Raw genomic sequence first — 13,944 nt, 5'->3', positions numbered from 1 at the left:
GCGTCCCCGCCCGGCGCGCGCGCGCGCGGCGGGGCGGGGCGGGGGGGGGCGCGCGCCCCCCCCCGCCCCCGCCCGCGCGCCCCCCCCCCCCCCCCGGGCTTCGGCGTATGCGGGCCGCGCCTCCCGGAAAATTTCTGCAAGACATTGCTGAACTTCTCCTGACAAGTGGGGTCAGTGGCTGGATCCGACGTGCCGGGCGGCGAAATTCATCGTTCACGAGGGCTTCACGCACTGGTGACGGGCCGCTAGCCTCCGCGCAAAACCTTGCGGCAAGTTTCCAATGCCGCGGAGCCGCTGGGCTGTTGGGCCCCGCTTCGAGGAGCAGACCGTGAGACCACGCACACGATCAAGCGCGCGATGCGGCACGCGATCACGTACACGATCAGGTGCCCGGCCGGGCGCGAGGCCGGGCCGGGGAGGGCGCCCGACGGCCCTGGCCCTGGCCCTGACCCTGGCCCTCGCGGGCTGCCTGGCGGCCGCCCTGCCGGCGGCCGCGGGCGCCTCCGTCCCCGGCGCCCCCGTCCCCGGGGCCTCCGTCGCCAAGGTCGCCCCGGCCGCCGGGGCGACGGCCGCCACGACGGCGGCTGCCGACGGCACGGCGACGGTCTTCTACTACACCAAGACCCGCAACTGGGCCGCGTACGCCATGCATTGGGCCCCCGACGGCGGCAGCTGGACGACCGTCCCCGGGACCGGGATGGAAGCCGCCTGTACCGACTGGGTGAAGAAGACGGTCAGCCTCGCCGCCGCCACCGGCCTCCAGGCCACCTTCAACAACGGGCAGGGCACCTGGGACAACAACGGAGGCAAGAACTACGCGCTGGGGACCGGCGTCGTCACGGTCAAGGACGGGGTCGTGGCCCACAGCGACCCGTGCGCGGGCGAACCCGGCACGGGTACCGGCACCGGAGCGACCGCCACCGTCTACTACGCGACCACGACGGTCGGATGGCCGACGGTCAACCTGCACTGGGCTCCGACCGGCGGATCCTGGACCGCCGTCCCGGGCGCCGGCATGGATCCGGCCTGCGCGGGCTGGGTGAAGAAGACGGTCGCGCTCGGTTCCGCCACCGGCCTCGCCGCGACCTTCAACAACGGCAACGGCACCTGGGACAACAACAACGGCAAGAACTACGCCCTCGGTCCCGGTCCGTCCACGGTGAAGGACACCAAGGTCACGGCGAACGCCGCCGACCCGTGCGCCGCCGTCGTCCCCGACACCACCGCGCCCACCGTGCCCGCCCTCGTCCGGGCCGCCGCCACCGACGTGTCCACCGTGGTCACCTGGGACGCGGCCACGGACGACCGGGGCGTGAGCGGCTACCAGGTGACCCGCACCGGCGGCACCAAGGGCGCCGTCGTCACCGACACCACCTCCACCGTCCTCACCGAGTCCGGCCTGGAGGAGCGCACCGTCTACACCTACACGGTGAAGGCCGTGGACGCGGCCGGGAACCTGTCCGCCGCGTCCGCCCCGGCCGTCGCCACCACCGGCACCCGGCCCCCGGCGCCGGCCGCCTCCGCGCCCCTGGGCGGCGACCCCCGCAAGGACCCGGTCTACTTCGTGCTCACCGCCCGCTTCAACGACGGCGACACCGCCAACGACCGCGGCGGCAGCCAGCACGTGAAGTCCGGCAACGCGGCCGCCGACGACCCGATGTTCCGGGGGGACTTCAAGGGACTCGTCGAGAAGCTGGACTACGTCAAGGCCCTCGGCTTCTCCGCGATCTGGATCACCCCGGTCGTCCTGAACCGTTCCGACTACGACTACCACGGCTATCACGGCTACGACTTCTACAAGGTCGACCCGCGCCTGGAGTCCGCCGGCGCCTCCTACCAGGACCTGATCAACGCCGCCCACGCCAAGGGCATCAAGATCTACCAGGACGTCGTCTACAACCACAGCTCCCGCTGGGGCGCCAAGGGCCTGTTCACCCCCACCGTCTACGGCGTGCGCGACGCGCAGTGGTCCTGGTACTACGACGAGAAGCAGTCCGGCTTCGCGTACGACGGCCTCACCGTCGACCCCAAGAGCGGCAAGTCGTACTACAACGGGGACCTGTGGTCGACCGCCGAGCCGGCCGGGAACACCTGCGTCAACTGGGGTGCGCCCACCCCGTACAAGAGCGCCGAGGGCTACACGGTCTACAACTGCCAGTGGCCGAACCCGACCTCGGGCATGTTCCCCAAGACGCTGTTCCATCAGTGCTGGATCGGCAACTGGGAAGGTGAGGACGCCCGTTCCTGCTGGATCCACGAGGACCTCGCCGACTTCAACACCGAGAACCCGGCCGTCCAGAACTACCTGATCGGCGCCTACGACAAGTACATCGACATGGGCGTGGACGGCTTCCGCGTCGACACGGCCGTGCACGTCCCCCGCGTCACCTGGAACCGGCGCTTCCTGCCCGCCATCCAGCAGCGGGTGGCCCAGCAGTTCGGGGCGCAGAAGGCGAAGGACTTCTACGTCTTCGGCGAGGTCGGCTCCTTCGTCAACGACAAGTGGAACCGCGGCTCGGCGAACCAGTCCGCCCAGTACTACACCTGGAAGGAGTCCGCGACGTACAGCGCGGACGACGCGACCGCCGCCCTCCAGCAGTACGCGGGCGACAACGACCCGGCCAGGCAGCCGACGAGCGCCAACGCCTTCCTCAGCGGCAACCTCTACCACGCCCCCGACCACAGCATGTTCTCCGGTATGAACGTCATCGACATGCGCATGCACATGAACTTCGGGGACGCGGACAACGCCTTCCAGAACGGCAAGGACTCCGACGACAGCTACAACGACGCGACCTACAACGTCGTCTACGTCGACAGTCACGACTTCGGTCCGGGCAAATCGTCCACGCGCTACGCCGGCGGCACCGACGCCTGGGCCGAGAACATGGCCCTGATGTGGACCTTCCGCGGCATCCCCACCCTCTACTACGGCTCCGAGATCGAGTTCCAGGCCGGAAAGCAGATCGACTGCGGCCCGACCTGCCCGCTGGCCGGCACGGGCCGCGCCTACTACGGGGACAAGATCTCGGGGTCGGTCACCGCCTCCGACTTCTCCAAGGTCGCCACCTCCTCCGGAGCCGTCGCCACCACCCTCGAAGCGCCGCTCGTCAAGCACCTCCAGCGGCTGAACGAGATCCGTCGCGCCGTCCCGGCGCTCCAGACGGGGCAGTACTCGACCGAGGGCATCTCGGGAGGCATGGCCTTCAAGCGCCGCTACACCGACGCGGCCACCGGCGTGGACAGCTTCGCCCTGGTCGCCGTCACCGGCGGGGCCTCGTACGCGGGCATCCCCAACGGCACGTACAAGGACGCGGTCACCGGGGACGTGAAGACCGTCACCGACGGCACGCTGTCCGTCACCGCCCCCGGCAAGGGCAACCTACGGGTCTACGTGCTGGACCTGGGCGGCCGCAACGCCGCCCCCGGCAAGGTGGGCGCCGCCGGCCCGTACCTGAGGTAGCCGGCCCGGGGGCGCCGGCCGGTCCGGCGCCCCGGCTCCGGAGCCGGGGCCGTGGCCGTCAGTGCGGCGGCCCCGGCTCCGGGCCGGATGCCACCCCTGAGGTTGATATCGAGCGTATGTTCGAGTGGAGCGCTAGGCTGGACCCATGCAGCACGCACTCCAGGGTTCCCTCTTCGACCAGGGTGACGAGATCCGGCTCGGGCCGCCGACGGGTCTGCGGCGTACGGAGCTGGGCGCCGGGGCCTGGGTGGACCACCTGCCCGGCTGGCTGTCGGGCGCCGACGCGCTGTTCGAGCGGCTCGCCGCGGACGTGCCGTGGCATGCCGAGCGGCGGCAGATGTACGAGCGGGCCGTGGACGTGCCGCGCCTGCTCGCCTTCTACGGTGAGTCCGACCCGCTGCCGCACCACGTGCTCGTCCAGGCCCGCGAGGAGCTGACCCGCCACTACGGGCCCGAGCTGGGCGAACCCTTCGTCACCGCCGGCCTCTGCCTCTACCGCGACGGCCGCGACAGCGTGGCCTGGCACGGCGACCGCACCGGCCGCTCCGCCACCGAGGACACCATGGTCGCGATCCTCTCGGTCGGCGACCCCCGCGACCTGGCACTGCGCCCCCGCGACGGCGGCCCCACCCTGCTGCGCCTTCCCCTGGGCCATGGCGACCTGGTGGTGATGGGCGGATCCTGCCAGCGCACGATGGAGCACGCCATCCCCAAGACGGCCCGCGCGGTGGGCCCCCGTATCAGCGTCCAGTTCCGCCCGCGCGGCGTCCGCTGACGCGGGCGGGGGTGCGGGCGCGGGTGCGGGCGCGGGCCCTCTACGTCGCGTCGAGTTCCTTCCGGGGGCGGGCCGCCGAGGCCGCCGCGTGCAAGGAGCGGAGCGCCAGGAGCAGGATGCCGATGTCGTCGAGGTAGACCGGGTCCGGGATCAGGTCCACCGGCGAGACGGTGTACACCACGGCGGCCCAGAACAAGGCCTTGTCGTGCAACGGGATCCCCGCGTCGCGCAGCAGCCGCCGGGCCGAGAAGACCCGTACGAGGAGTACGGCCGCGGTGACCGCCAGGCCGGCCGCGACCACCGTGCCCACGATGAGCCAGGCCGTCGTCGAGTCCATCAGGTGCCCTGTTCCCGCAGTCGTCGGCTGACCTCGCCGAGCCCGTCGGCGAGCGCGTCGAGCTGTTCACGGGTGAGTACGTCCACGAGTATCTCCCTCACAGTGGTCACGTGCCCCGGTGCGGCCTCCGCCAATCGCGCGCGGCCGGTCTCGGTGAGGACGGCGTAGACCCCGCGGACATCCGAGGGGCAGGTGCGGCGGCGGACCAGGCCCGCCTTCTCCATCTGGGTGACCTGATAGGTCAGACCGCTCTTGGAGTTGATCAGCCCGTTGGCGAGCTCCGTCATGCGCAGTTCGCCCTCCGGCGCCCTGGCGAGCCGGACGAGGATCTCGTACTGCGGATGGGAGAGTCCGGAGTCGTCCTTGAGCTGCTGGTCGAGGCGGCGGTTCACCAGCGCGGAGGCGGCCAGGAAGCCTTCCCACGCGCGCATCTCGCGGTCGTCCAGCCATCTCGTCTCAGCCATGGATTCAGCCTACACGGGTCGTTCCAATTTGAATCACCGACAGGTGGAGGTTAGGGTTCCGGAGTAATTCCAATTTGAACAACATGCGCGGGCGGTGCCTCCGGCTCCGCCCGCGCCCCCCCTGCCCGCTCTGCCGCCCGAACGACTGGAAGGCCCCCCATGACCAGCTCCAGCCCCGCCGTCACCCCGCGCGCCGTTTCCGCCGCCCCGCCGAGCGCCCACGCCGTGGCCCTCTCCACCCCCGCCCACGACGTGGGCCTGCTCCTCCTGCGCGTGGTCCTCGGCCTGACCATGGCCGCCCACGGCGGCCAGAAGCTCTTCGGCTGGTTCGGCGGCGGCGGTGTCAGCGGCACCGGGAAGTTCTTCACCGCCAGCGGCTACCCCGCGGGTGACGCCATGGCCGTGCTCGCCGGGCTGACCGAGACCCTCGGCGGGCTCGGCCTCGTCGCCGGACTGCTCACCCCGCTCGCCGGCGCGGCCGTCGTCGGCACGATGATCAACGCCATCGCCGTCCACGGCGCCGGCTCGTTCTTCGCCCCCCAGGGCGTCGAGTACGAGATCCTGCTCACCGTCGGCGCCGCGGCCCTCGCCCTCACCGGCCCCGGCCGCTACGCCGCCGACCGCTTCCTGCCCGTCCTGCGCGGCCACCGCCTCGCCCACGGCGCCCTCGCGGTCGCCCTCGGCGCGGTCATCGCGGGGGCACTGCTCCTCGTACGGAACTAAAGGTTGCTGCAGAGGGCTCGGGTTCGGGTATTTCGCCTGTATGGGTGGGGTGTTGAGGGCTGAGCCGGTGTGGGTGGAGACGATCACGGGCTTGCGGATGGTCCGGTTCGCGAGGCTGGTGAAGGTCGTGCGGGACTCGCCCGAGCACCCTGTCGGCGCGGATCAGGTTCGTCGCTGCGCTGATGCGCTGCTCACGCAGAGCAGCGGCGTGGGCCTCTGCTGCGGCGTGGTCAGCCTGTTCCCGGACCGCTTGGAGGGTTGCTGTCGCAGCTGCTTTCGCTGCCTTCTCCGCGGCCTTGGCCTGTGCGACTCCTCCGGGAGGCCGACGACCCTGCCTCAGGCCTAGGGCCTGGGCCAGAGTGCCCCTGGTGGATCTCCGTGATGCTTTCGCTTCCCGGGGCCGGCCGACCACCATGCCCGCACGGCAGGGGCCCAAGTAACCCTGCACCGAGGTCACCCGCACCCCTGCGGGGCCGGACAACAGACTGTGGTCTATTGAAGATGACCGGCCCGGACCGCGGATGAGTTCCGTGGTCCGGGCCGGGCGCGACCGATGTCAGGCAAAGTGGCTGGGTCAGGTGCTGCGGCGCTTGGACCAGGAGCGGATCTGCTCCAGGGCGGGCAGCAGGGCCCGACCGTCGGGGTGTAGGTGGCGGGGCCGGGTGGGAGCTGGGCGTGGGGCCGCAGCCGGCCGGGGGGATGCCCGGCTGCGGCCCCGGGGCCACCTCGCCCGTTCCGGCGACGCGAGGCGGCGGCAGAGGGGTCAGGGCACCAGGACGACCTTGCCCTGGTTGCGGTGGGCTTCCAGGTCGGCTTGCGCCTGGGCCGCCTCCGCCAGGGGGTAGGTGCGCCAGACGGGCACGGTGAGCTTCCCGGCGGCGGCCAGCTGCACCAGCTCGGGCAGGGACTCCCCGATGTGCTCGGACGTACCGGCGCTGAAGCGCACGCCGTGCTGCGCGGCCGTCATGTCGGCGATGGTGATGACCTTGCCCGCGTCGCCGGTCAGGGCGACGGAGCCGTCGAGCACACCGGCGCCGGAGGCGTCGAACACGAAGTCCACGCCGCCCGGGGCGGCGGCCTTCACCCGCTCCGTCCAGCCGTCCCCGTAGCGGACCGCGGTGGCTCCGAGGGTGGTGACGCGCTCCAGGTCGCGCTCGGCGGCGGTGCCGATGACGGTGATCCCGCGGGCGGCGGCCAGCTGCACCGTGATGACGCCCACGCTGCCGGCGGCGCCGTGGATCAGCAGGGTCTGACCCGCCTGCACGCCCAACTGGGCAAGGACACGGGCCGCGGTCCGGCCGACCGTGACCAGTGAGGCGGCGACCTCCCACGACAGGGGTTCGGGCTTGGCCACCGGCCCCTCCAGCAAGGCGTACTCGGCGTAGCTGCCGCCGGCGGTGGAGCCGAGGACCTCGTCCCCCACCGTCGCGCCGGCTCCCTCACCGACGGCGTCGACGACACCGGCCGCGTCCAGGCCGGGGACCACGGGGAAGTCGGCCGGGGCCATGCGGGCCATCAGGCCGGACCGGATCTTCATGTCGATCGGGTTCACGGAGGCGGCCCTGACCTTGATCCGGACCTGGCCCGGGCCCGGCGTAGGCGGGGTGACCTCCGACAGTCGCAGCACCTCGGGCGCGCCGTACTCGGAGAAAGTGATCGCTTTGGACATCGGATGCTCCAGGGAAAGGACACGGATGCGAAGTGATCCGCGTCACAAGAGTGGGGTCAAAGCGGCGGGACGCCCCCGCGGCAGGCCGGAGGCCCGGGCCACGGAGGCTGCCTCGTCAGCTGGTGAGAGCGGGGTAGTCGGTGTAGCCGCGATGGTCGCCGCCGTAGAAGGTCGACTGGTCCGGGCTGTTGAACGGGCCGCCGGCCGCCAGGCGGGCCGGAAGGTCGGGGTTGGCCAGGAACAGCGCACCGTAGGCGACCATGTCCGCCGTGCCGTCCTCGATCGAGCGCAGCGCCTCGGGTCCGGTGGCCTCGGGGTAGGTGAACGGGTTGAGAACGAATGTGCCGGGCCAGGCCTTGCGCAGACGCGCGGTCAGCTCGCGGTCCGGGCCCTCCATCAGGTGCAGGTAGGCCAGGTCCAGGCCGGCGATCGTCCCGATCAGCGCCTCGTACGTCTCGGCCGGGCTGTCCTCGGCCATGTCGTTGTACGGGTTGCCGGGCGAGATCCGCAGGCCCACCCGGTCGCCGCCGATCGCCCCGGCCACGGCCGTGGCGACCTCGACGGCGAAGCGGATCCGCCCCTCGGCCCCGCCGCCCCAGGCGTCGGTGCGCCGGTTGGTGTTCGGCGCCAGGAACTGGTGGATCAGGTAGCCATTGGCTCCGTGGAGCTCCACCCCGTCGAACCCGGCCTCAATCGCGTTGCGGGCCGCGTCGGCGAAGTCGGCGATCGTCTGCCGGATCTCCGCCTCGCTCAACTCCTTCGGCGTCACGAACTCCTTCGGCCCCTCGGGGGTGAACACCTGGCCCTTGGCGGCCACCGCCGAGGGGCCCACCGGCACCAGGCCCTCGGGCAGCAGGCTCGGGTGGCCGATCCGGCCGGTGTGCATCAGCTGCGCGAAGATCACCCCGCCCTCGCGGTGCACCGCGTCGGTCACCTGCCGCCACGCCGCCACCTGCCCGGACGTGTGCAGCCCGGGGGTGTTCGGGTAGCCCTGGCCGGCCACCGAGGGCTGGATGCCCTCGGTGACGATCAGGCCGGCGCTAGCACGCTGCGCGTAGTACGTCGCCATCAGCTCGGTGGGCTCGGCGCCCGGCCCGTAGGCGCGGCTGCGGGTCATCGGCGCCATCACGACGCGGCTGGCCAGGCGCTTGCCGCCCAGGACGATCGGATCGAAAGCGGTGGTCATGATCAAAGCCCTTCACGCGGGAGAGGGGGGGGGTAGTGGCCGCGACGGCCTCTGTTCGCGGGGGCCACTGGTGCGACCCGGCGATTTACCTGTTCGAACAGTAAAATGCCGCAGCGGCATTCCGCAAACGACGTGACCCCCGTCACAGCGGTCGAGCTAACGGTCAGCGTCGAGCCGGATTGCGCAAGGAAGCGAGAGGGTGAATCGGGCGGGCCTGAACTGGCAGAGGTATCCTGTTCGAGCAACATTCACCATGAGCCAGGAGTGTCAGAGACCATGGCGGAATCCGCAGCCAGCAGCGAGGGCCGCTCCCCGGCCCCGGCCGACGCGACCGTCCCCCTGCCCGCAGCAGCCACCGGAGGACCCGTCAGTCACGCGATCTTCCGGGTGGCCCGCACGCACCGCATGATCGCCGGACACCTCCTGCGCCGCGTGGGCCTGCACCCCGGCCAGGAGCTGGTGATGATGCAGCTGTGGGGACTCGGACCACAGCGACAGGTCGACCTCGTCCGCCTGCTCGACTCCGACGCCGCCACCATGACCCGCACCATCCGACGCCTCGAACACGCCGGCTTCGTCCGCCGCTCACCCTGCCCCGACGACAAACGCGCCTCCGTCATCGAGGCCACCACCGCCAGTCACGCGCTGCGCAAGGAAGTCGAACAGCTGTGGCGCCAGCTCGAAGACGCCACCGTCGGCGACACCACCGACGACGAACAGGCCGCCGTCCTGCGCGCCCTGGAAGACATCGAGAAGCGACTCACCCGCACCGCCGCGCAGCTCGGAGCCTGACGGCGCACCACGGCGAAGAACCGACCGGCCGCGGGAGGCCGGACGCCGACCGCTGGGCAAACCGTCGGTCGGCAACGGCGCGAGCAGGCGAAGCTGCGGCTGTACCTGGACGGCCGCGACGTCCCCGATCCGTGGAAGCAGCCCGAGGAACCGTTGGCAGCGTCACGGCCGCGGAGGCCGGCGCTGAGGCGGACGTGACCTGCGTGTAGACACCGAGCATGTCGAGGAGCGGCCCTGACCCGCCAGGTCGGGGCCGCCCTCCGATGTCGATGGGGCCCGGTGCTTGCCCGGCAAGCGGCCGGCCCGGCTTCTTCGCTCCGCTCACGCAGCAGGCGACGCAAGCACAGACCATGGCGAAGCCGAGGCTGCCGAGGGAACTCGGGCGGGGCGCCGAGGAGAACTTCGTGCATGCGGGGATGGCGGGGCACGCCACGGCGGGGACCCTGGCGTGCCGTGCTCGGTTCGCGGTGCGGCGGACAAGAAAGCTGCACCCGGGCCCCTGGGTGCGTTGTGGGCGGGGGTCGGTCGCACGCAGCTCCGGTGAGTCGGCACCACGAGCTATCGGTGCCCCGCGAACGTCCGTCGCGTGACGCAGGTAGCTGCCCTGTCATCTTCTGGTCCGGCCGGGCACCGCGACCAGCAGCCTCACCCGGGCCCAAGGGAATGCCGATTCTCGCTGTTTACCAGGATGGAGTAGCTGGCACTCTCGCCTTCGAAGGAATTTGGTAGCTATGTGCGGGATGGCTCTTCTCGTTGAGGCCTAGAGCCAGACGGAAGCCGGTCGCCACCGTATTTCTCGGACTCGGATTTCATGAACCCTCTTTCTGCCCTCGTTCACCGGAACTCCGGAAAGCGCCCTGCAGCCACCTGCCTTCCCTGGCGGTGCTGCCGACTGCCCTGAAACGGGGGCGACTTGAACCATGGAACGTCACCCCAGAGGTGGACCTGCATAGTTCTCATTGATGATGCCGCGCCACGAGGCTTCAGACAGTATGAATTCGTGTCCGCGTAGGAGACTTATCCGACCACTAGTGGCAGTGCAGGCTCGCTGGCGTCTTTGTCCCTGGACGGCAGCACAATTCCAAGGAAGCCGAAGGGCATCGCATGCTGAAGCAGGGCCCCGAAATCCGGGAGCGGAGACGAGTGCTTACCAGAACGTTGCCAAATGTGTCCCGACGGGCGCGGATTTCGGCCCATCTTGTGCCCATCATCACACTGCCCTCCGGGCTCTGGCGGATCGCTCTGGTCGTGGGGCTTCCGGTGGACAGCAACGGCCCCCTCCTCTGGTGGGAACCGGCGTACATCACCTCGCTGACCCTCGTCTCCGAAGGCATCGCGCTGCTGACGCTCGGTCTCATCCAGCCGTGGGGCGAGACCGTGCCCCGCTGGATCCCGCTGCTGGGCGGACGGCCGATCGCCCCATTGGCAGCTGTCATACCGGCGCTGCTCGGTGCGGCAGCCTTGATCGCAATCACGACCTACGGCGGACTCGTTGCCCTCTTCGGCTCCAACCCCTCCATGGGTTCGCCGGCCAAGGACTGGTTGCTGGCTGTCTGCTACGCACCGCTGCTGGCCTGGGGCCCGTTGGTGGCAGCGGTCGCCATCTCCTACTACCGCCGCCGGCGCGCAACAACCACTTCATGGGGCGGTTCGTGAAGGTCCGTTTCCCGGTGAGACCAGGGCAGGGCTGCTGGTAGCGGTGCTCGGTCGGCTACTGCTTCCTGGTGAAGCCGCCGACGTCGACGTCTGTTGGTACCGCAGTACCAGGGCGCACGCCCCTCGCGACCCGTACGGCTCGATTGGATCCGGGCGCAGGGGGGAAGGGGCGATGAATGACGCAACCGATCGAAGATTACGCACTCATCGGCGACCTGATGACCAGTGGACTGGTCGGCCGCGACGGGTCCATCGACTGGCTGTGTCTGCCACGCTTCGACTCCGCCGCCTGCTTCGCCGCCCTCCTCGGCGACCAGGAGAACGGCCACTGGCGCATCGCCCCGGCCGGCGCCGACGAATCCGCGCACTGCACCCGCCGCGCCTACGTCGACGGGACGCTCGTCCTGGAATCCTTCTGGGAGACCGAGGACGGCGGCTCGTTCAAGGTCATCGACTTCATGCCGCAGCGCGACACCGCCCCCGACGTGATGCGGATCGTCGAAGGCCTCACCGGTGAATCCGTCGTGACGAGCGTCCTGCGCCTGCGCTTCGACTACGGACACGTCGTCCCGTGGGTGCGCCGCTGCGAGGACGACCGCGAGGGTGACCGCGTGGCCGTCGCCGGACCCGACTCCGCCTGGCTGCGCAGCGAACCGTCCGTGCCGACCTGGGGCGAGGACAAGAGCACGCGCTCCGAGTTCACCGTCGCCGCCGGCGAGCGCGTCGCCTTCGTGCTCACCTGGCACCCCTCGCACGAGCCGCGCCCCGAGCCCGTGGACCCGTACGAGGCCCTGGAGCACGGCCTCGCCGACTGGCGGGAGTGGACCGCCCAGTGCACGTACGACGGCCCCTACCAGGAGGCCGTGATCCGTTCCCTGATCACCCTCAAGGCCCTGACCTACGCCCCGACCGGCGGGATCGCCGCCGCCGCGACCACCTCCCTGCCCGAGGAGCTCGGCAGCGTCCGCAACTGGGACTACCGCTACTGCTGGCTCCGCGACTCCACCCTCACCCTCGGCTCGCTGCTGGCCACCGGATACCTCGACGAGGCCCGCGCGTGGCGGCGGTGGCTGCTGCGGGCCGTCGCGGGCGACCCGGCCGACCTGCAGATCATGTACGGGATCGGGGGCGAACGGCGCATCCCGGAGGTCGAACTGCCGTGGCTGAAGGGGTACGCGTCCTCCGCGCCGGTCCGGGTCGGCAACGCGGCCGTCGACCAGCTCCAGCTCGACGTGTACGGGGAGGTCCTCGACTCCCTGTACCTGGCCCGCTCCGCCGGCCTCCCCGCCGAGTGGCACGCGTGGAAGATCCAGCTCGCGCTCCTCGACTTCCTGGAGCAGAACTGGCACCGGCCCGACGAGGGCTTGTGGGAAGTGCGCGGCCCGCGCCGCCACTTCACGCACTCCAAGGTGATGGCCTGGGTCGCAGCCGACCGGGCCGTGCGCACCCTGGAGCGCAATCCCTCCGCGCCCGGCAACGTCGAGCGCTGGCGGGCCATAAGGGACGAGGTGCACAACGACGTCTGCGAGAACGGCTACGACCCCGAGCGGGGCACGTTCACCCAGTACTACGGCTCCCGCGAGCTCGACGCGGCCACCCTCCTCATCCCCCGCGTCGGCTTCCTGCCGCCCGACGACCCCCGGGTGATCGGCACCGTCGACGCGGTGCGCGCGGAGCTGGGGGGCGGCGGTTTCGTCCGCCGCTACAGCACCGAGGGCCCCTCGGTGGACGGGCTGCCCGGAGACGAAGGCGCCTTCCTCGCCTGCTCGTTCTGGCTGGCCGACGCGCTGTACCTGACCGGCCGGGAGAAGGAGGCGCGGGAGCTCTTCGAGCGGCTGCTGGCCGTACGCAACGACGTGGGGCTGCTCGCCGAGGAGTACGACCCGATCGCCGGGCGCCAACTCGGCAACTTCCCGCAGGCGTTCAGCCATGTCGGCCTGGTGAACACCGCGCTCACCCTCAGCGGCGCCGGACTGCCGGGCGGGCTGGCGGTGGGCCGGGGGTAGCCGGGGTACGCCGGGGGCCGCCGGCCGACCGGCAGCCGGGGTCCGCCGGCCGGCAGCGGTCCGGCGAGGCCCCGCGGCGCCGGGCTCAGCGGTCCGGGCCGCGCTCGCGGAGCTCCTCGCGCCGTCGCAGCAGATCGCCGGTCGCCGCGTCGGCCGGCAGGAAGGCCTCCAGGTGCAGTTCGGCCAGGGTCACGTCGACGGCGGTCGCGAAGGAGGTCAGCGTGGTCAGGAGCCGGAGCTCCCCGCCGGAGGTGCGCAGCCGCAGTGGGACGGCGAAGCCGAGGTGCTCGCCCGGAGCCCCCGCCGGGGCGGCGGACGGCAGATAGCCGGTCAACTCCACGAACAGTGCGTCGAGTTCGGGATCGGGATGGGCCGCGGCGCGGGCCCGTAGGCTCTCCGTGACGTGCCGGCCCCAGGCGGCCAGGTTCACCACGCGCGGCCCCATGCCCTCCGGGTGCAGGGCGAGCCGCAGCACGTTCACGGGCGGCTCGAGCAGGTGCGCCGCCGCGCCCTCCGTGAGGACCTCGAACGCCGCGTTCGACAGGATCAGTTCGCCCCGCGGTCCGGCCACCACCGCCGGATAGGGAAGGTGCCCGGCCAGGATGGACCGCAAGGCCTCCATGGCCGACTCGATGCTCTCGGCGTCCCGCGCCGACTCCGCGTACACGGGGGCGTAACCGGCGCTGAGCAGAAGGGAGTTGCGTTCCCGCAGGGTCAGTCCGAGCGATTCGGCCAGCCGCACCACCATCGCCCGGCCCGGCGTCGAGCGACCGCTCTCGATGAAGCTGAGGTGGCGCTGCGTGGTCCCGGCGAGGGTGGCCAGCTCCAACTGGCTCATCCGGCGCAGCGAGCGGCGCCGCCGCATCTCGCGGG

The 13,944-nt window shown here is 71.3% G+C and carries 11 protein-coding genes and 1 pseudogene; 7 read left to right on the top strand and 5 right to left on the bottom strand.

What is annotated here, in order from left to right; translation table 11 throughout:
- The first annotated feature begins 451 nt into the window (after positions 1 to 451).
- Both ACWF9Z_RS07085 and ACWF9Z_RS07080 read left to right on the top strand, forming a co-directional pair.
- A complete protein-coding gene (locus ACWF9Z_RS07085) occupies positions 452 to 3,463 on the top strand; it encodes a carbohydrate binding domain-containing protein (protein ID WP_453598323.1) in 3,012 nt (1,003 codons plus the stop codon).
- A 145-nt stretch (positions 3,464 to 3,608) separates the two neighbouring features.
- Positions 3,609 to 4,238 carry an alpha-ketoglutarate-dependent dioxygenase AlkB gene (locus tag ACWF9Z_RS07080; RefSeq protein ID WP_453598299.1) on the top strand — a complete coding sequence of 210 codons (630 nt, stop codon included), beginning with the start codon at positions 3,609 to 3,611 and terminating at the stop codon, positions 4,236 to 4,238.
- Positions 4,239 to 4,278: 40 nt separating this feature from the next.
- Here the strand turns inward: ACWF9Z_RS07080 and ACWF9Z_RS07075 are convergent, their stop codons facing one another.
- Together ACWF9Z_RS07075 and ACWF9Z_RS07070 are read right to left on the bottom strand one after the other, a co-directional pair.
- On the bottom strand, positions 4,279 to 4,575 hold the full coding sequence (locus tag ACWF9Z_RS07075) for a YkvA family protein (protein WP_453598297.1): 297 nt from the start codon (positions 4,573 to 4,575) through the stop codon (positions 4,279 to 4,281).
- A complete protein-coding gene (locus ACWF9Z_RS07070) occupies positions 4,575 to 5,039 on the bottom strand; it encodes a MarR family winged helix-turn-helix transcriptional regulator (RefSeq protein WP_453598295.1) in 465 nt (154 codons plus the stop codon). Before ACWF9Z_RS07070 ends, ACWF9Z_RS07075 begins: the two co-directional genes overlap by 1 nt.
- A 159-nt stretch (positions 5,040 to 5,198) precedes the next feature.
- On the opposite strand from ACWF9Z_RS07070, the gene ACWF9Z_RS07065 reads away from it, so the two are divergent.
- Together ACWF9Z_RS07065 and ACWF9Z_RS07060 are read left to right on the top strand one after the other, a co-directional pair.
- Entirely contained in the window at positions 5,199 to 5,762 is a 564-nt protein-coding gene (locus tag ACWF9Z_RS07065; RefSeq protein WP_453598293.1) for a DoxX family protein, read from the top strand.
- Between the two features lie 40 nt (positions 5,763 to 5,802).
- Positions 5,803 to 5,898 (top strand): annotated as a pseudogene (locus ACWF9Z_RS07060) (IS5/IS1182 family transposase); the annotation flags it as partial.
- A gap of 627 nt (positions 5,899 to 6,525) precedes the next feature.
- Here the strand turns inward: ACWF9Z_RS07060 and ACWF9Z_RS07055 are convergent.
- Positions 6,526 to 7,431: an NADP-dependent oxidoreductase gene (locus ACWF9Z_RS07055; protein ID WP_453598291.1), complete on the bottom strand. Its 906-nt coding sequence runs from the start codon at positions 7,429 to 7,431 to the stop codon at positions 6,526 to 6,528.
- Between the two features lie 115 nt (positions 7,432 to 7,546).
- Entirely contained in the window at positions 7,547 to 8,617 is a 1,071-nt protein-coding gene (locus ACWF9Z_RS07050; RefSeq protein WP_453598289.1) for an alkene reductase, read from the bottom strand.
- A gap of 276 nt (positions 8,618 to 8,893) precedes the next feature.
- Between ACWF9Z_RS07050 and ACWF9Z_RS07045 the strand changes: the two genes are divergently transcribed.
- The 3 genes from ACWF9Z_RS07045 to ACWF9Z_RS07035 all read left to right on the top strand — a co-directional run bounded on the left by ACWF9Z_RS07045 (position 8,894) and on the right by ACWF9Z_RS07035 (position 13,071).
- Positions 8,894 to 9,409, top strand: coding sequence for a MarR family winged helix-turn-helix transcriptional regulator (locus ACWF9Z_RS07045; protein ID WP_453598287.1), 516 nt, complete (start codon positions 8,894 to 8,896; stop codon positions 9,407 to 9,409).
- 1,200 nt (positions 9,410 to 10,609) lie between these two features.
- Positions 10,610 to 11,065 (top strand): hypothetical protein, encoded by a 456-nt coding sequence (locus tag ACWF9Z_RS07040; protein WP_453598285.1) that lies wholly within the window; start codon positions 10,610 to 10,612, stop codon positions 11,063 to 11,065.
- 176 nt (positions 11,066 to 11,241) lie between these two features.
- The gene (locus tag ACWF9Z_RS07035; RefSeq protein WP_453598283.1) at positions 11,242 to 13,071 is read left to right on the top strand and encodes a glycoside hydrolase family 15 protein; all 1,830 of its coding nucleotides are present in this window, start codon (positions 11,242 to 11,244) and stop codon (positions 13,069 to 13,071) included.
- 85 nt (positions 13,072 to 13,156) lie between these two features.
- On the opposite strand, the gene ACWF9Z_RS07030 is transcribed toward ACWF9Z_RS07035, so the two are convergent.
- Positions 13,157 to 13,936 (bottom strand): helix-turn-helix domain-containing protein, encoded by a 780-nt coding sequence (locus ACWF9Z_RS07030; RefSeq protein WP_453598321.1) that lies wholly within the window; start codon positions 13,934 to 13,936, stop codon positions 13,157 to 13,159.
- Positions 13,937 to 13,944: the final 8 nt, after the last annotated feature.

The sequence above is a fragment of the Streptomyces sp. NPDC054961 genome (assembly GCF_053609145.1).
This window is presented reverse-complemented; position numbering and strand designations above follow the sequence as displayed.

Coding starts and splice junctions, on each gene's coding strand:
- ACWF9Z_RS07080 (WP_453598299.1), top strand. CDS start 3,609: ATGCAGCACGCACTCCAGGGTTCCCTCTTCGACCAGGGTGACGAGATC.
- ACWF9Z_RS07075 (WP_453598297.1), bottom strand. CDS start 4,575: ATGGACTCGACGACGGCCTGGCTCATCGTGGGCACGGTGGTCGCGGCC.
- ACWF9Z_RS07070 (WP_453598295.1), bottom strand. CDS start 5,039: ATGGCTGAGACGAGATGGCTGGACGACCGCGAGATGCGCGCGTGGGAA.
- ACWF9Z_RS07065 (WP_453598293.1), top strand. CDS start 5,199: ATGACCAGCTCCAGCCCCGCCGTCACCCCGCGCGCCGTTTCCGCCGCC.
- ACWF9Z_RS07055 (WP_453598291.1), bottom strand. CDS start 7,431: ATGTCCAAAGCGATCACTTTCTCCGAGTACGGCGCGCCCGAGGTGCTG.
- ACWF9Z_RS07050 (WP_453598289.1), bottom strand. CDS start 8,617: ATGACCACCGCTTTCGATCCGATCGTCCTGGGCGGCAAGCGCCTGGCC.
- ACWF9Z_RS07045 (WP_453598287.1), top strand. CDS start 8,894: ATGGCGGAATCCGCAGCCAGCAGCGAGGGCCGCTCCCCGGCCCCGGCC.
- ACWF9Z_RS07035 (WP_453598283.1), top strand. CDS start 11,242: ATGACGCAACCGATCGAAGATTACGCACTCATCGGCGACCTGATGACC.
- ACWF9Z_RS07030 (WP_453598321.1), bottom strand. CDS start 13,936: ATGCGGCGGCGCCGCTCGCTGCGCCGGATGAGCCAGTTGGAGCTGGCC.